General features: G+C 51.1%; 14 protein-coding genes and 1 riboswitch. Of the genes, 2 read left to right on the top strand and 12 right to left on the bottom strand.

Annotated features, from left to right (window positions below; genetic code table 11):
- Positions 1–181: 181 nt before the first annotated feature.
- The 7 genes from galE to I8U18_RS07415 all read right to left on the bottom strand — a co-directional run bounded on the left by galE (position 182) and on the right by I8U18_RS07415 (position 7,937).
- Positions 182–1,180: a UDP-glucose 4-epimerase GalE gene (galE, locus tag I8U18_RS07385; protein WP_198055470.1), complete on the bottom strand. Its 999-nt coding sequence runs from the start codon at positions 1,178–1,180 to the stop codon at positions 182–184.
- Positions 1,177–2,067 (bottom strand): UTP--glucose-1-phosphate uridylyltransferase GalU, encoded by an 891-nt coding sequence (gene galU, locus I8U18_RS07390; RefSeq protein ID WP_198055471.1) that lies wholly within the window; start codon positions 2,065–2,067, stop codon positions 1,177–1,179. The genes galE and galU overlap by 4 nt, the downstream gene beginning before the upstream one ends.
- Positions 2,064–2,480 carry a GtrA family protein gene (locus tag I8U18_RS07395; protein WP_033100884.1) on the bottom strand — a complete coding sequence of 139 codons (417 nt, stop codon included), beginning with the start codon at positions 2,478–2,480 and terminating at the stop codon, positions 2,064–2,066. The genes galU and I8U18_RS07395 overlap by 4 nt, the downstream gene beginning before the upstream one ends.
- Complete coding sequence (locus tag I8U18_RS07400) at positions 2,467–3,444, bottom strand: glycosyltransferase family 2 protein (RefSeq protein WP_198064640.1); 978 nt, start codon at positions 3,442–3,444, stop codon at positions 2,467–2,469. Before I8U18_RS07400 ends, I8U18_RS07395 begins: the two co-directional genes overlap by 14 nt.
- Positions 3,445–3,460: 16 nt before the next feature.
- Positions 3,461–5,572 (bottom strand): ArnT family glycosyltransferase, encoded by a 2,112-nt coding sequence (locus I8U18_RS07405; RefSeq protein WP_198055474.1) that lies wholly within the window; start codon positions 5,570–5,572, stop codon positions 3,461–3,463.
- A gap of 212 nt (positions 5,573–5,784) precedes the next feature.
- Positions 5,785–7,257 carry a sensor histidine kinase gene (locus tag I8U18_RS07410; protein ID WP_198055475.1) on the bottom strand — a complete coding sequence of 491 codons (1,473 nt, stop codon included), beginning with the start codon at positions 7,255–7,257 and terminating at the stop codon, positions 5,785–5,787.
- Positions 7,254–7,937 (bottom strand): response regulator transcription factor, encoded by a 684-nt coding sequence (locus I8U18_RS07415; protein WP_033100881.1) that lies wholly within the window; start codon positions 7,935–7,937, stop codon positions 7,254–7,256. Before I8U18_RS07415 ends, I8U18_RS07410 begins: the two co-directional genes overlap by 4 nt.
- 225 nt (positions 7,938–8,162) lie before the next feature.
- Between I8U18_RS07415 and I8U18_RS07420 the strand changes: the two genes are divergently transcribed.
- On the top strand, positions 8,163–9,059 hold the full coding sequence (locus tag I8U18_RS07420; RefSeq protein WP_052154159.1) for a DMT family transporter: 897 nt from the start codon (positions 8,163–8,165) through the stop codon (positions 9,057–9,059).
- Between the two features lie 57 nt (positions 9,060–9,116).
- On the opposite strand, the gene I8U18_RS07425 is transcribed toward I8U18_RS07420, so the two are convergent.
- Together I8U18_RS07425 and I8U18_RS07430 are read right to left on the bottom strand one after the other, a co-directional pair.
- Positions 9,117–10,946 (bottom strand): APC family permease, encoded by a 1,830-nt coding sequence (locus I8U18_RS07425; protein WP_198055477.1) that lies wholly within the window; start codon positions 10,944–10,946, stop codon positions 9,117–9,119.
- A 245-nt stretch (positions 10,947–11,191) separates the two neighbouring features.
- Positions 11,192–11,338, bottom strand: a riboswitch (cyclic di-AMP (ydaO/yuaA leader).
- A 136-nt stretch (positions 11,339–11,474) separates the two neighbouring features.
- A complete protein-coding gene (locus I8U18_RS07430; protein WP_033100879.1) occupies positions 11,475–11,798 on the bottom strand; it encodes a nucleoside triphosphate pyrophosphohydrolase in 324 nt (107 codons plus the stop codon).
- 109 nt (positions 11,799–11,907) lie between these two features.
- On the opposite strand from I8U18_RS07430, the gene I8U18_RS07435 reads away from it, so the two are divergent.
- Positions 11,908–12,456, top strand: a complete 549-nt coding sequence (locus I8U18_RS07435) for an RNA 2'-phosphotransferase (RefSeq protein WP_181735422.1) — start codon at positions 11,908–11,910, stop codon at positions 12,454–12,456.
- 57 nt (positions 12,457–12,513) lie between these two features.
- Here the strand turns inward: I8U18_RS07435 and yhbH are convergent, their stop codons facing one another.
- From yhbH to I8U18_RS07450, 3 genes are all read right to left on the bottom strand, one after another.
- Positions 12,514–13,665, bottom strand: coding sequence for a sporulation protein YhbH (gene yhbH / locus I8U18_RS07440; protein ID WP_198055479.1), 1,152 nt, complete (start codon positions 13,663–13,665; stop codon positions 12,514–12,516).
- 41 nt (positions 13,666–13,706) lie between these two features.
- Entirely contained in the window at positions 13,707–15,605 is a 1,899-nt protein-coding gene (locus I8U18_RS07445) for a PrkA family serine protein kinase (protein WP_033100877.1), read from the bottom strand.
- A 236-nt stretch (positions 15,606–15,841) separates the two neighbouring features.
- A complete protein-coding gene (locus I8U18_RS07450; RefSeq protein ID WP_198064641.1) occupies positions 15,842–16,582 on the bottom strand; it encodes an HAD family hydrolase in 741 nt (246 codons plus the stop codon).
- Positions 16,583–16,696 lie beyond the last annotated feature (114 nt).

The raw sequence follows: 16,696 nt of genomic DNA on the forward strand, positions 1-16,696 counted from the left end.
TGCGCCTGATGCATCCGGTGGCCTGAATGTTTGTGCCAGCCCGCGTGGCCAGCCGGAGGCAGATCATTGGACTGAGAGGCATCGCCACGGGCTTTCCATACGGAGAAGGCACATAACAAAATCGATGCGGCCAGGATCAGGAACAAGCCGATTCGCAACTTATGACGAAACACCGCGATTTTCATCCCCTTTTTTCAAAGCCAAATGGATGGGTTTGATGCCATTTCCACGCACTCATTATGATCGTCTGCAAATCGCTGTATTGAGGTTTCCAGCCCAAGTGCTCCCGTAAGGCCTTGCTGTCGGCCACAAGCATAGGCGGATCTCCTTCCCGGCGGGGAGCGATCGTGCTGCGGATCGCCTTTCCGGTAACGCGTCCGGCCATGTCGATGATCTCACGGACGGAATAGCCCGACCCGGTTCCCACGTTATAGCAATTTTGCGGGAGATGGCCTTCACCAAGCGCCTGAAGAGCCAAAATGTGAGCTACCGCCAGATCGAGAACATGGATGTAGTCGCGGATGCAGGTTCCGTCAGGAGTCGGATAATCATCACCGTAGATGGCGACCGACTCACGCTGTCCAAGTGCGGTTTGAAGGACAAGGGGGATCAGATGGCTCTCCGGCTGATGATCTTCCCCGATCGCCCCGTCGAGCGCAGCACCGGCCGCATTGAAATAACGCAGGGCGACCCATTTTACGCCTCGGTTCGCCCCAGCCCATTGCAAATATTTTTCCGTTTTCAACTTGGATTGCCCATAGGGATTGACAGGCCGCAAAGAGTCATCTTCCCTGATCGGGGCGGAGTGAGCCGATCCGTAAACCGCTGCCGTCGAGGAGAAAACAATGTTCCGGACTCCTTCGCGGATGACCGTTTCGAAAAAGGAACAGGATTTCATCGTATTTTCCCTGAAATACAGGTCCGGCTTTTTGACCGATTCAGAGACAAGACTTTTGGCGGCAAAATGGATCACGGCATCGATCCGATGCTTTTGCACAATCTCTTTTACTAACGATTCATCAGCAATATCCCCTTCATAAAAATAAGGGGTTTGCACCGCCTCACGGTGTCCGGTGGACAAGTTGTCCAGCACGACCACATGGATCCGGCGCTTTTTCAATTCCCGAACAGTGTGGCTGCCGATGTAACCGGCTCCCCCTGTCACCAAAACGGATTTCATCGTAACACCTCTCCCTCCATTTCCCTTTTCAAGACGTCCTCCAGATAGGAGAGAAACGGCTCTCTCATTTCCTTCCGCCGCAAACCGATCTCAATGCCGGCTTTCAGGTAACCCAATTTGTCTCCGATATCATAGCGGCTTCCCTTCAGTTCCCGGGCGAGGATCGGCTTCTTTTTGCAGATTACCCGCAGGGCATCGGTCAACTGGATTTCATTTCCGGCCCCCCTGCCGACCGTCCGCAAGATCGGGAAGATGGCGGGCTTCAAGATATAACGTCCCATAATCGCCATGCGGGAAGGCGCTTCATGAAGGGAAGGTTTTTCGACCAAATCGCGAACCTCATAGACGCTGCCTCTTTGTTTGCGGGCATCGATAATGCCATATTTATGCACTTCTGACGACGGCACCGATTGCACCCCGACCACTTCGGTTTCCGCTTCGGCAAACACATCGATCAGCTGCTTTAGGGCCGGCTTTTCCGAGACCATCATGTCATCCCCCAGGAGAACCGCAAACGGCTCATCCCCGATAAACTGCTCAGCGCACAAGATGGCATGCCCCAGCCCCAACGGCACCTTTTGCCGGATATAATGAATGGCCGCCATGTTAGAAATCTGCTTCAGCTCCTGCAGGAGATCCGTTTTCCCTTTGTCCCGGAGGGTCTGTTCCAGCTCCACGGAACGGTCAAAATGATCCTCAATCGACCGCTTGTTTCTCCCTGTGACGATGATGATGCTTTCAATCCCCGATTGGACTGCTTCTTCGACGATATATTGAATGGCGGGTTTATCGACAATCGGCAGCATTTCCTTTGGCTGGGCTTTCGTCGCCGGAAGAAATCGCGTACCCAGTCCCGCCGCCGGGATGACTGCTTTCCTTACCCTCATGAAACTTCACTCCCCTTGGTTTTGGTTCCTGAAAACACCCAGAGGCGGCTTCCGATAAAGTTGACCGCCATTCCGCCCCCGGTGGCTGCCAGCTTGGCAATCCAAAGCGAAAGATGATTGACATCGCGCAAGAGATAAAGCAGGCCGGATGACACCAGCAGTGAAAAACCGTTTACCAAAAGAAACTTCATCAACTCCGGGGTGTTCGTCTTGCGCCTGATGCGAAACGTCCATTTCCGGTTCAAGATAAAACTGTTGGCAATCCCGGCCGTATAGGAGAATGCCTGAGCGGGAAGGAACGGCATCCCGCCCAGTGTCAGCAGGCAGAAGACGCCGAAATCGACGGCCGTATTGGCCATCCCGACAGCGCAGAAGCGAAAGAGCAAAACAGCCTCCTTCTTATGGGCGAACACCCTGCTTCACCTCTTGCTGCTTTCTCTGTTCCACATTCGGCCTGTTGCGGAGGATATAGAGGGGACGGTTCTTTGTTTCATCATAGATTCTGCCGACATACTCGCCGAGAATCCCCAAAATGATCAGAATCACCCCGTTGAGGAGCAGCACGCAGGCGATCAGCGACGTCCACCCGGCAACCGTGCTCGTCGTGAACAATCTTTCCCCGAGCGAGACCAACAGATAGAGAAAGCTGGCGAAGGAAATGAAAAAACCGAGATATGTAGCCAGTTTCAGCGGTTTATAAGAGAAGGAGGTGATCCCGTCCATCGAGAACCGCAACATTTTCTTCAACGGGTATTTCGTTTCCCCGGCAAACCGCTCATCCCGCACGTACTCAATCGCTGTCTGCCGGAAACCCACCCAGCTGACCAGACCACGGACAAAGCGGTTCTTCTCGCGGATGCCCTTCATGGCCTCTGCCACTTTCCTGTCGATCAGGCGGAAGTCGCCCGTATCGAGCGGAATGTTTACCTCGGTCAACGCGCGGAGCGTCCGGTAAAAAAGAGCCGCCGTCCACTTTTTGAACAGCGTCTCCCCTTTGCGTTTTGAGCGCTTGGCATAGACGACTTCATACCCTTCCTTCCATTTCTCGATCATTTGCGGAATCAGTTCGGGCGGATCTTGCAAATCGGCATCAATAATCACGATCGCATCGCCGAGGGCATGATCCATCCCTGCCGTGATTGCGATCTGATGGCCGAAGTTGCGCGAGAAATCCAACAGCTTGACATGAGGATCAGCCTCTTTTAATTCCGTGATGATTTCCTCTGTGCGATCCTGGCTCCCATCGTTGACAAACAGCAATTCATACGGTTCGGCTAGCGATTCCATCACCTGCGTGAGCCGGCGGTGCGTTTCATGGATAACGGCTTCTTCATTGTAGACCGGAATGATGATGGAATAGCGAATCGCTTCATTCATGTTCGGCCCTCCTTACTTATTGCTCAATTTCGTATAATGTTTCCCCGCCGCCAAAGTGCATGGGGAATCCGTGATCGGGAGATGAGTCCGGCTGCCACTCGGACTTGGGCACTTCCTTGCCGTGCGCCCGGATCCACTCGAATACCCGGTTGCTTTCATTGCCGTCCCCAAATCCCCTGAAACCGTCTTGGGAAGGAATCAGGAAAAACTTCACTTCTTTGGTTTTCACCATCTCTTCCAGTTTGGAGACAGTGAGAATCGGGTCGGAACCCGAAAATCCACCCATCGCCATCACAGGTTTGCCCGTTTCAATGATATACGGGGCGGCTGACATCGCATTGGTCGTGGCAAACAGATACTTTTCACCCGTATTGTGACTGGTCACATATTGCAGCAATTTGGAGTTGATTTGCGTCTCGCGTCCTCCCCTTGTCCTTCCTGAGGAGAACGGGTGAGATTCGCGCGATTCTTGATTGGCAGACATCTGCGGATTGGCAAAGCGTTTCCCCATTGCCATTCCCGGACCAAAGCCCCGCTGCACCGGTCCGGCCTCCGGAATCATGCTGTTTTCACCGTAAATGATCGGGGTCGCTGCCCAGTACAAAGGGGCCACCAGCAGCACGAGCATGCCGGCAAGGGCCACGACGGGGATCCATTTCTCACTGGCGGCAACGAACAAGACCAGTGACAAGCCGATGCCGGCCGCTCCGATGCCGATCGACCAGCCGACACCGATCTGCTGCTGGTACGGGTGAAGCACCACCAGTTCAAACGCGGTCGTCGCCAAAATCCCTGAAGGCAGCAGCCAGCGTTTCCATTCCTCCTTGTTCCGGTATTGCCGCCACAGCGCCACCCAGCCCGTTCCGGTAAGGGCCGCGATCGGCGGAGCCAGCATGACCAGATAGTATTGATGGAAAAAACCGGCCACACTGAAAAACGCCATCACCGGAAGCAACCAGCCGAGCCAGAATAATGTTTCTTGTTGCTGATCCGTAAGCGGCTTTTTACGGCGAACACCGGCAAGCAGACCTGCTGAGGCAAAGGCGACAAAGGGCAGGAGCCAGCTGATTTGCCCGGAAAGTTCGCTTTGAAACAGGCGGAGCGGACCCGGTTGCCCGGTGCCGAACATGCCGCCAGATCCCGGGCCTTGTGCTCGGTCAAATCGGGGCATTTGGCCCGGTTTGCCATTGGACATTCCGAACGGTCCCGGCATCCGTTTCCCGTTCGGAGCCGTATGCTGATCGCCCGCCATGTTTCGTCCGTTCCCCTGTGCCTGGCGCAGATGCTCTCCGTTCATCCAGCTCTTGCCGCTGGCACCCTTGCCTCCCCCGTGCATTCCTGTAAGTCGGCTCATTCCGTTATATCCGAAAGCGAGCTCCAGCACGGAATTGGTTTGGCTGCTGCCGATATAGGGCCGTTGATCTGCCGGAATGGAATCGACCACGACCGCCCAAGAGAGGGAAACAGCGGCCATAAGTACCGTTGCTGCGGCCAACACCGTCAGTTTCTTTTTCCATCCGCTCTTAAAAGCGAGGAGATAAAAGAGATAAATAGCCGGTACGACCATATAGGCTTCCAGCATCTTCATGTTGAAGCCGACACCGATCATGGCAAATGCGCCCAAAATCCAGGAAATCTTTTGCCGTCGCATTCCTTTGAACAACATCCAGGTGGCCAGAAGCAGGGCAAACACCAGCATGCTGTCAATATTATTGCTCCGGCTGATCGCTGCCGCGACCGGTGTGCAGGCCATGACCAGGCTGGCGAGCCGGGCCGCTGTTTTTCCGAATGACGGTTTGACCAGTATGTACATCATCAGGACGGAGCCGACACCCGCCAAAGCCTGCGGCAAAATCACGCTCCAGCCGTGAACCCCGAAAACAGCAGCGAACATCGTCTGAATCCAGAACACGACCGGCGGTTTGTCAACCGTCACGTAGCCGCCGGGATCAAAAGAAGCGTAGAAGAAATTGTGAAAGCTCTGAAGCATGCTGGTGACTGCAGCGGTGTAGTAAGCATTCGCGTATCTATCCTTCCAAATATCGAAAATGTTCAAAAAAGCAGCCAGCAGGGCAATCACGATCAAGAGCCAATCGATCCGCAGCCTCTGCTTCGTTTGTCCTGTCATGGTTGCGAATTCACTCCTCTTTGTTTGATATCATGCGCTGTCTTCATTTCTCTGCTATCTTATCTGCTCTGGCTGAATTGACGCTTAAGGGTAACTGAATATTGCTTGAGAATTGGCTGAATGTTTGCTGAAAAGGCACAACGGCAGAGGGAAACGGAGCAACTTTCATAAAAAAAGCATTCAATCCAGCTGAATTCGCCGGTTGAATGCCGTCAACGTTTGGGAAGCCAAACCGTGAAGGTGCTTCCTTCTCCCACCTTGCTGTCCACATGAATGGTTCCGCCATGCGCATCAACAATGGATTTGGTGATGGAAAGACCCAGACCTGCTCCGCCGTGTTTGCGGGCCCTGGACGTGTCAATACGGTAAAATCGGTCAAATACATGGGGCAGATGCTGTTCGTCGATCCCCGGGCCATTATCCCGGACGGACAATTTGACTCCATTCTTCTCACCTGACAGGGAAATTTGAATATGGCCTGTTTCAGGATCGGTATGCTGCACTGCATTTTGAAACAGATTTAAAATCACCTGCTTCATTTTATCCGCATCGTATTTGCATTTCTGATCGGGTTCGACGGACAGGCAGAGGCTCCGGTTCCCGGCCAGAATGTGCAGCTGCGGTTCCATCTCCCGCAACATGGCATCCAGGCATCCTTCTGCAAGCTCCATATGAGGCGTCCGATCCAGCTTGGCCAGGAGCAGAAGATCGTGAACCAATTTATTGAGGCGTGCCGATTCACTGTGCATGCTTTTCAGGGCTTTGTCCAGCTGCTCCGGGTTGTTGGCCGCACCGCGCAGCAGCACTTCCAAAAAACCGTGTATCGAGGTTAACGGAGTGCGAAGTTCATGGGAAGCATCCGCGATAAAGCGGCGCATCTGTTCTTTCGTTTCCCTTTCTGCCGCAAAAGAAGCCTCCAGCCGCTCCAGCATGCCATTGAAGGATTCCGCCAGTCGGTCGATCTCCATCTGCCCTTGCCGGGCGGGAAAGCGTTTGGCCAAATTGCCCGCATCGATCTGTTCGGCTATGTTCACCATATTGAACAAAGGAACCAACGTGCGTTTGAGCACAGGCATAAATCCGAGCAACCCCACCAGCATCGCTGCGAGGGAGAGGCTCAAAAAGGTGAACAGTTGCCGGATCAGCAGCTCCTTGAGCGGGCCGGTTGGCGTACTTGCCTGAACTACTCCGAGCACCCGGTCATGCGAAACAATCGGCTGCAGAACCAGCAATTGCTCCACCCCGTCCGGGCCGGCCGTTACCTGATAATCCGCCTCCGGATCATTGCGCAGCGCATCCAGATACTGCTCGGCAGCCAACTTCGGAGGAGCGGCGCTTTCGGGACTGATGGAGACAAACTGGAAATTCCCCTGCATATCAACAAAAGCCAGACTGACGTCAGGGATGAGAAAATACGGGCGATGCAAGTCGTCTCCCGGATTTATGTCCAGACTGCCGGGGTTTGTAACGAGTTGCTCCCAGGCAAAGCGGGGAATGGCGAGAATTTGGCTCTGCATGCTGGTCGCCTTGTTTTTGTAGATCACCCCTTGCATAAAAACATACTGAAAAAGCCCGATCAGCATAAGCAAGCCGGCCAGGACGAGCAATGACCTGGACAGGAGTTGAATCTTAAGCGAATCAAAGGCAAAAATGGTGCGTAAGCCATCCCGCAGTTTCCGATTCATGAAAGATCAACCCGATATCCTGAGCCACGCAAGGTCCGGATCAATTCATGATTTTTATCGTTCAATTTGGCCCGCAATGAACGGATATAAACCTCAACGATATTTTCATCTCCCTGGAAGTCATAACCCCATACCTTTTCCAAAATCATCGTTTTGCTTAAAACCAGCCCATGATTGAGAACCAAAAATTTAAGCAGTGCATACTCCGTCGGGGAAAGTTCCAACACCCGGTCCCTGAACCTGATTTCTTTGCGGCGGTCTGCAATCTGAAACGGCCCGATCACCACTTCTCCGAACAGATCGGGGAACTGATTGCGGAGCCGGGCATGGATCCGCGCCAACAACTCCTCAAAGCTGAACGGTTTCACCATGTAATCATCCGCTCCGAGCGTGAGGCCCTTCACCCTGTCATCCACTTCATCCTTGGCAGTGAGCATGATCACCGCCACATTCTGCATTTTTTTCAACATGCGGCATAATTCAAAGCCGTCGATCCCGGGCATCATGACATCCAGGATGACCACATGCGGCTGGAACTGCTTCATGAGGTTCAGGGCTTCCATACCGTCTTGGGCCGTCCTCACCTCGAATCCCTCATTTTGCAGGCCGAGCTCCAAAAATTGCAGGATATTCGGCTCATCATCGACTGCCAATATTCTGATTCCCCTTATCTGGTGCATCTTACATCCACCACCTTCACCGAAGTCATTCCGCTTCTATTATCTTAGCCCTAACTGAATCCATACTGAAGGGAAACTGAAAATTTGTTGAAAGTGATGCAGGCGACTGAAACAACATTGCAATCCAAACAAGGCATCCTTCACCTGAAGGCAGGAGAGTGGTTTGCTATAATTAAAATTTTCATTATAATGAATATTTTTGTTTCCAGAGAGAGGTGAAACAGCATGAACAAAGAAACCCGGTTTCTGCCAAAAGCCCCGCAGCAAATAAACAAATGGAGTTCCCTCATTCCCGCCGCCTTTGTTTTAACGTGGAGCAGCGGGGCGATCTTTGTCAAATTGGGATTGCAGTACGCCAATCCCTTTACCTTTGTCTTTCTCCGTTTCCTCATTTCAACAGCTGTGCTTTGGATCATCTGCCTGTCTGCCCGATCCCCTTATCCCAAATCCGGCAAGGAATGGGGATATGTCATACTCACCGGCCTGTTGCTGCAAGCCGGGTATCAAATCTTCTACTTTATTGCGCTGAATAATCATCTGGCCCCGGGGATCCTGGCCATCATCCTGGGGGCCCAGCCGATCATCACAGCCTTTTTTGCTGCCACAAAAATCAGATATGGCCAATGGTCAGGTCTGTTTTTGGGATTAAGCGGTCTCGTTCTCGTGGTGGCCGATCACATTTCCGCTCCGCACTTTCCGTTATCCGGACTGGCAAGCGCCCTGTTGTGCCTCGGTTGCATTACGGCCGGAACGTTTATGCAAAAACGGATCAAACTGAGTCAGCCGGTAAACATGGCAATTCAATATTCCGGAGGGTTGCTGGTGATTCTTCTCTTGCTTCCCTTTTTCGGGGGATGGCAGGTTCACTGGAGTCCCGTGTTTCTCCTCAGTTTATCGTGGATGTCGTTGGTGATCTCTGTCGGTGCTTCCATGATGCTGTACTTCTTGATCCAAAAAGGGAATCTGACCAATGTCACCAGCCTGTTTTACGGTGTCCCCCCGGTCACGGCGCTTTTCGATTATCTGATCTTTCATGATCCGCTCTCTCTCCTTGCTTTTTCGGGGATGCTTTTGATTGTTTTCGGACTGGTCCTGATCCATCGACGAGGAACAGCCTTGTGAAGGATGCCTGCCATCAAAAAAGGAGCCCCCAAAAGACGGGCTCCCCGAAGTAAACATTTATTTTTGCAACTGGTATGGAACGATCGTGACAATCACATCGCGCATGCGCAACAGATAGGCCATGATGAGAAATCCCGACTGATTGTGCAGAATCCCGTGCCACCACTTCTTGGTGATAAATTGGGGCATGACCACAGTCACCCTGGCTCCTTTTTTGTCCGCTTTCGCTTTCACCATATCGATAAATTCACTCAGCGGCGTTAATACACTGCGGTATAAGGAATGCAACGTCACCAGTCTGACTCCCGTCTGCCATTCGGCCCATTCTCTTTCCATGCGATCGATGGCTTCCGGGCTTGATCCGATATAGACAGCAACCACGTTATCGGACAACGATTTGGCATAAACGAGGGATTGCTCCACCACTTTCGTTATCCCGGCAACCGGCACGATCACCACGTTGCCGGCCGTTTTGATCTCGCTCAGCTTATGTGACAAGTCGACGCGCAGCTGATCGCCGACCGCGACATAGTGCTGATGAATTTTATGGAAAATAAACACACAGATCGGAATGAAAACAAGACTCATCCATACATGCTGAAATTTGGTGATAAAAAAGATGATCAAAATCAGAAAACAAATCAGGGCCCCGGCAAGGTTGGCCGCCAATTTGCCGATCCAGCCTTTCGGCTTTGACCTGACCCACTTCAGAATCATCCCGGTTTGTGACAGCGTAAACGGGATAAATACCCCTACCGCATACAGAGGAATCAGATTTTCTGTATTTCCCTGAAAAACGATAATCAAGATAATTGAGGCCAGACCCAGGGTAACGATTCCGTTGGAATAGCCAAGGCGGTCTCCCCTTACGGTAAAGGCTCGCGGCATAAATTTATCCTTGGCCAGGCTGTATGCGAGTAACGGGAAGGCCGAAAACCCGGTATTGGCCGCCAGCACCAAGATCAGCGCGGTGGTCGCCTGAATGAAATAATAGAAGCCATTCCGACCAAAGACAGCCCGTCCCAGTTGAGAAAGCACCGTCTCCTTTGCTGAGGGTGCGATCCCATACCAATAGGCCAAAAAGACAATGCCGGAAAAAAGGGACGCTAAAATAAGTCCCATGATCACCAAGGTAAAGGCCGCATTTTTGGGAGCGGGTTCTTTAAAGTTGGGAATCGCGTTGGAAATGGCTTCAACCCCCGTCAACGCAGAACATCCTGAAGAAAAAGCCTTCAGGAGGAGAAACAGGCTGATCCCCGCCACCGGTGTTCCGATGCTCGCATGCACATGAGCCGGGGCTGCCCCTGTCAATACCTGATACAAGCCGACAACAATCAGCATAGCCAGGGCAAATACGAACAAATAGACGGGATAGGCCAAAATGGAAGCTGATTCGGTCAGTCCCCGCAAATTCAAAATCGTGATCACGACCACAATGCAGACCGCGATCCCCACTTTATGGGGATGCACCACCGGAAAGGCGGAGGTAATCGCATCCGTCCCGGCCGAAACGCTCACCGCGACGGTCAGGATATAGTCGATCAACAATGACCCGCCCGCAACAAGGCCAATATTCATCCCCAGATTTTCCTTCGCCACCATATAAGACCCGCCGCCCTGAGGGTAGGCATAAATGATCTGGCGATAGGATAAGATCAAGGCCACCAATAATATGAGCACGCCCACCGCGATGGGCAGGGAATACCAAAAGGCCAATGCACCGACCGTAGCAAGGACGATGAGAATTTGCTCCGGGCCGTAGGCCACAGAAGAGAGCGCATCAGAAGAGAGAGTGGCCAATGCTTTCAAATTGTTTAATTTCTGGCTGTGCAACTCATTCGACCTCAATGGTCTTCCAATCAGAATGCGTTTGATTTTGCTGAACATATGATTCCTCCAAAACCTGAAAAACTGGTGAATCATGCAACAGTAAATAGTGTTCCCGGTAACCAGTGGTATTTATTGCATAATATTGACAGGACATCAAAAACTATGTGTCCGCAGCTCTTGCCGCCTTCTCCGAAGTTCCGATTCGCTCTGTGCGCGGTTAATCAAGACAGCCGCTTTTCATAAATGAAGCAATAGAAAAAACCACAAAAAAGAGAAACTCCTTCCGTGGTTTATCACATACCGTTTCCCTCCCATAACGCTTACGAGGTTAGCTGACGGATTCGGGTCATGAGAGTGACCCTACCCGGGAAACACCCGGGATTCACCCCTAAAGCAAATCGTTGCTTTTTCGGTTCCCCCGCTCTGTACAGATTCAGCGCTTAATATAGAATTAATCGTATATTACTCCGATTTACGCCATTAGTAAAGATAAAATTGCCCGCTCTTTTCCCTGAAGAGAAAAAGCGGGCAACACCTGATCAGACACAAACGCAATCCGTCCGATCTCCCTTTTCGTTTCCTGTTTTAATCCTCCACATCGATCAGAAAGATTTTTTGCTTAAACCGTCCTCTTTCCTCCGCTTTCCTTCGGCGCAAATCTTCCAGATCTTTGATTGCAAAACCATGGGATTCCGTCAGCGCATGCAAAATCTCCAGCACGTCGGCCAGCTCTTCCAATGCTTCTTGATCATTGCGGCTGCTTAAGTATTCATTAACCTCTTCGCGCAATTTTTTTTGTAATTCCGCTTTGTATTCTTTCTCATCCAAAACACGGGTCCTGCACTTCTTTCCGGCATGTTCAATGACCCGGGGAATCAAATCACGCACCAGTTTGTTGTAAGCAGGCATCATGCCACTCCTTGTGATCAGGGTTTTGACCGGAAGTTTAAGAATAATATAACATGATAAAGTCATGGGATATCAGCGGAATCTTACCCATTTAACAGGAGTGGATTTTATGCGGGCGGAATCTATCAAATCAAGCAAATTCCTCAGCAAAGTGTTGCGGCATCGGCCTGATCTCATCGGGATTCAACTGGATCCGAACGGATGGGTAAACGTGGAGGAACTCATCCACGCTTGCCGGAAACACGGAGTGCCATTGGACCGCGAGACTCTGGAACAGATCGTCCGAACCAATGACAAACAGCGCTTCGCCTTCAGTGAAGACAGGCAAAAAATCCGGGCGAATCAAGGCCATTCCGTCGCGATTGACCTGAATTTGGATCCGGTAAAACCGCCGGACCTGCTCTTTCACGGAACAGCTCTTCGCTTTCTCCCCTCCATCCGCAAAAAAGGATTACTCAAGGGAAATCGTCATCATGTCCATCTGTCCCCGGATCCCGTCACAGCCCGCCGGGTCGGAAAAAGACACGGAACCCCGGTCGTCCTTCAGATTCTGTCCCGGGAAATGCATCGGGATGGGTATACGTTTTTCCAATCGGCCAATGGCGTCTGGCTGACGGAATTCGTTCCGGTCCGGTATTTGCGGGAAAACCCCCGATAATGGGATAAAAAAAACCGTCTCTCCGAGACTGCCGGAGAAGGCGGTTGGCTTTTTGCATTAATGGACCTCTTTCTTCCCGAAAAAATGCTTCAAAGCATCATACACCTGGCTTTTTTCTCTGATCACAAAGTGGGAAAAACGCGGTTCTTTGATGTGGCGGTAGGCTGTCATCAGCGTGGAATGCCGGTTGTACTGATTTACTTCACCGTAGCCGAACATATTGGCACGTTTGAGGATTTCCTTAACCAGTTCGACACAGCGCTCATTGTCGGAACTGAGGTTGTCGCCATCGGAGAAGTGAAAAGGATAAATGTTGTAGCGGTCAGGTGAATAACGGGTATCAATGATTTCCAATGCTTTCCGATAGGCGGAGGAACAGATGGTTCCGCCGCTTTCCCCTTTGGTGAAAAAAGATTCTTCGCTTACTTCCTTGGCTTCGGTATGATGGGCGATGAAGACGATTTCGACATGTTGGTATTTGGTTCTGAGAAAGCGAACCATCCAAAAGAAGAAGCTGCGTGCAATGTACTTTTCAAAGATTCCCATCGAACCGCTGGTATCCATCATTGCGATGACCACGGCGTTGGAGTGCGGGGTCACGATCTCTTCCCATGTTTTAAACCGCAAGTCATCGACGGAAATTTGCACTTTCTTCTTCTTTCCATTGAGCGCATTGCGCTTGATCGCTTCCAGCAGCGTTCTCTTTTTGTCGATATTGCCCATCAAGCCTTTCTTCCGTACATCATTGAAGCGAATATCTTCAACGGTCATGTCGACCTGTTCTTTCCGTTCCATGTGCGGGAGCTCCAGCTCGGAGAAGAGAATCCCTTCCAGTTCGGCGATGGAAATTTCCGCTTCGTAGTAATCAATTCCGGCCTGATCACCTGCTCCCTGGCCTTTCCCCGGGCCCGGTTTGCCATCTGTCGGATCTTGGCCGAGCACGTCGCCCACTTTGCTGTTGCCGTCCCCTTGGCCAACGTGTTTTCCCTTGTTGTAGTTATAGCGAAAACGGTATTCTTCCATCGAGCGAATCGGGATTTTGATGATTTGCTGCCCATCCGACATGATGATACTTTCCTCGCTGACCAAATCGGGCAAATTTTTGCGGATCGCTTCCTTCACCTTTTCCTGGTGCCGCATCTGGTCTTCATAGCCCTTGCGGTGCAGGGACCAGTCTTCTTCCGAGACGATAAACAGGGGGTGCTTCATGTTCTTTCACCTCCCATTTAGAATCGCACCGAAGTGCGGGCTTAGCGATTGAGCAAGCTCCCGACATAACGCAGCAGCTCATTGGCGCTGGCGGGTGTGTAGCCGTATTCTTCCACCAGTCTGGCAATCACTTCATTGATTTTTTTCAACTGGTTTTCATCCGGCGTTTTGGTTGAGGTGGTGATTTTGACGACATCTTTCAAATCGGCAAACAGTTTCTTCTGAATCGCTTCCCTCAGGCGGGGATGGGTATTGTAATCGAAGCGTTTGCCTTTGCGGGCATACGCGGAAATGCGGATTAATATCTCTTCCCGGAACGCCTTTTTCGCATTTTCCGAGATGCCGATCTGCTCTTCGATCGAGCGCATCAGTTTTTCATCCGGCTCCAGCTCTTCACCGGTGATGGGATCGCGGATTTTTTGCCAGTTGCAGTAAGCTTCCACATTGTCCAGATAGTTATCCATCAGGACTTTGGCCGATTCTTCATAAGAGTAGACAAATGCTTTTTGTACTTCTTTTTTGGCGATTTCATCGTATTCTTTGCGGGCGATGGAAATAAAGTGGAGGTATTTTTCTCGTTGCTCGGGAGTGATCGAAGGATGTTGGTCCAATCCTTCCTTGAGGGAACGAAGGATATCAAGTGCGTTGATAAAATCGGCATCCGTTTTGATCAGGGCGCTGGAGATCCGGTTGATCACATAGCGGGGATCGATTCCGGACATCCCTTCGTCCAGGTGCTCATTGCGCAATTCATCCAAATCGATGTCATTGGCGCCTTCAACTGCTTCACCATCGTACAGGCGCATTTTCTTCAGCAGGTCGACACCTTGTTTTTTCGATTCTTTCAGCCGGGTCAGGACGGAAAAAATGGCGGCGGTTCGCAGCGAGTGGGGAGCGATGTGAATATGGGCGAGGTCGCTTTGTCCGATCAATTTTTTGTAAATTTTCTCTTCTTCTGTTACACTCAAATTGTATGGAATCGGCATCACGATAATCCGTGATTGCAGAGCTTCATTTTTCTTGTTGGCGATAAATGCTTTGTACTCCGACTCATTGGTATGGGCAATGATCACTTCATCGGCCGAGATCAAGGCAAAACGGCCTGCTTTGAAATTGCCTTCCTGTGTGAGGGAAAGCAAATTCCAGAGAAATTTCTCATCACATTTGAGCATTTCCTGGAACTCCATCAGACCCCTGTTCGCCTTGTTCAACTCACCGTCAAAACGGTAAGCCCGCGGATCGGACTCCGAACCGTAGTCGGTGATGGTGGAGAAGTCGATGCTTCCCGTCAAGTCGGCAATATCCTGAGATTTCGGGTCAGACGGGCTGAATGTACCGATCCCGATGCGCTCATCTTCTGAGAGCAGGACGCGGTACACGGCCATATCCTCGATCCGGCCCCCGTATTCCTCTTGCAAACGGAAGCGGCAATAGGGGCAGAGGTTTCCTTCAATCCGCACTCCGAATTCTTTTTCAAACTCAGGACGAAGTTCGCGCGGGATCAGGTTCAGCGGCTCTTCATGCATCGGGCAGCCTTTGATCGCGTACAAGGCCCCTTCATCCGTGCGCGAGTATTCCTCCAGCCCTTTTTTCAGCATCGTCACAATCGTCGACTTCCCGCCGCTGACAGGACCCATCAGAAGCAAAATGCGTTTGCGCACATCCAAGCGCCGCGCTGCTGAATGAAAATACTCTTCCACCAGTCGTTCGATGGCGTGATCCAGCCCGAACAGCTCCTTGCTGAAAAACAAGTACTTTTTATTTCCTTGGGCATCTGTCTCAATGCCTGCTTTCGCAATCATATCATAAACTCTGGAATGAGCGGTTTGAGCCACACGGGGGTTCTTCTTCACGATGTCCAGGTAGTCGGCGAAGGTTCCTTCCCACATCAGCTTTTTCTCGCGATCGCGGTACTCGGCAATCCGTTTGAGAATATCCATGGAAAGCCTCCTCTCCTTCAGTGAAAGACAAACCCTGAGTTAGACTTTTCTGATTTTATACCTGCCTCGTCAGTATCCCCTAGTGACTATAGATTACTGAAATAGGAAAGAGTAAGGCGATATTTTATATCATGTATATGCTACAAATAGAAAGTTGTTACTTCTATTTTATCAAATTTCAAAGGAAAAAGATAGAAAAACCTTGGCAAAAATCCAAGGTTTTTTCGAGACTGTTTTTATTTTTTTACCGGATGTTCCTTTTGAAAAACACCCGTCCCCTTGCAAATGGATTGGAACAAATCTTCCATGGTTCCCTCCTGATCAAAGTCGTAGGACGGGCGCCCACGGTCAATCCGGTATTCTTTCAGGAAAAAGGTGCGCATGCCCACAACGGAGGCCACCATATCCTCCTGCATGTCATTGCCGATCATCACGCACTCTTCCGGCGACACGCCCAACCGTCCGGCCACTTCCCTGTAATAACTGGGATGCGGCTTGCAAAAATGCGTTTCTTCATAAACGGTTACCGTGGCAAAAGGAAGATCGTCCAATCCCGCCCAACGCAACCGCTCATAAATCGCCTCTCTCGGAAAAACGGGGTTGGTCGCAACCGCCACCTGATATCCCCGGTCAAGAGCAGCCTGGACCACCTGGCGGGCAAGGGCACTTTTTTCCGCATGTTTCTCCAGCTTCGGAAATTCTTCTTTATAGAAGCGGTCAAACAAAGGCCAAATTTCCTCTTTTTCAAGTCCTGACAGCTGCAAAAAAGCCCGGGTGAATACTTCTTCGTTGGTCAGGTCAGCCTGGTCGTTTTCAATCATCGCCCCCGTCGCTTTCCAGATGATCGGAACCAGCTTGTCCGGCGGAACGACATGGGCTACATAAGGGGCCAAGGCTTGCAAATATACTTTTACAAAAGCTTCGGTATCAAGCGGCAAAAGAGTTCCATCCAGATCGAATAAACAGGCTTTTATCATGCCTTCCCCCACTCTCTGCAAATGATTTCAAACCCTGGCGGCCAAAAGCCATTCAGCGTGCGCTGGTCCATGCGGAACCACGACGTCCCAAATAGACTAAATCCTTTCGTCCCC

It is taken from the genome of Thermoactinomyces sp. CICC 10522 (assembly GCF_016055075.1).
Taxonomy (GTDB): Bacteria; Bacillota; Bacilli; order Thermoactinomycetales; family Thermoactinomycetaceae; genus Thermoactinomyces_A; species Thermoactinomyces_A daqus.

Excerpts from the sequence above, each read along its gene's own strand:
- galE (WP_198055470.1), bottom strand. The coding sequence starts at position 1,180 with ATGAAATCCGTTTTGGTGACAGGGGGAGCCGGTTACATCGGCAGCCAC.
- I8U18_RS07405 (WP_198055474.1), bottom strand. The coding sequence starts at position 5,572 with ATGACAGGACAAACGAAGCAGAGGCTGCGGATCGATTGGCTCTTGATC.
- I8U18_RS07400 (WP_198064640.1), bottom strand. The coding sequence starts at position 3,444 with ATGAATGAAGCGATTCGCTATTCCATCATCATTCCGGTCTACAATGAA.
- I8U18_RS07450 (WP_198064641.1), bottom strand. The coding sequence starts at position 16,582 with ATGATAAAAGCCTGTTTATTCGATCTGGATGGAACTCTTTTGCCGCTT.
- yhbH (WP_198055479.1), bottom strand. The coding sequence starts at position 13,665 with ATGAAGCACCCCCTGTTTATCGTCTCGGAAGAAGACTGGTCCCTGCAC.
- galU (WP_198055471.1), bottom strand. The coding sequence starts at position 2,067 with ATGAGGGTAAGGAAAGCAGTCATCCCGGCGGCGGGACTGGGTACGCGA.
- I8U18_RS07415 (WP_033100881.1), bottom strand. The coding sequence starts at position 7,937 with ATGCACCAGATAAGGGGAATCAGAATATTGGCAGTCGATGATGAGCCG.
- I8U18_RS07445 (WP_033100877.1), bottom strand. The coding sequence starts at position 15,605 with ATGGATATTCTCAAACGGATTGCCGAGTACCGCGATCGCGAGAAAAAG.
- I8U18_RS07410 (WP_198055475.1), bottom strand. The coding sequence starts at position 7,257 with ATGAATCGGAAACTGCGGGATGGCTTACGCACCATTTTTGCCTTTGAT.
- I8U18_RS07420 (WP_052154159.1), top strand. The coding sequence starts at position 8,163 with ATGAACAAAGAAACCCGGTTTCTGCCAAAAGCCCCGCAGCAAATAAAC.
- I8U18_RS07430 (WP_033100879.1), bottom strand. The coding sequence starts at position 11,798 with ATGCCTGCTTACAACAAACTGGTGCGTGATTTGATTCCCCGGGTCATT.
- I8U18_RS07435 (WP_181735422.1), top strand. The coding sequence starts at position 11,908 with ATGCGGGCGGAATCTATCAAATCAAGCAAATTCCTCAGCAAAGTGTTG.
- I8U18_RS07425 (WP_198055477.1), bottom strand. The coding sequence starts at position 10,946 with ATGTTCAGCAAAATCAAACGCATTCTGATTGGAAGACCATTGAGGTCG.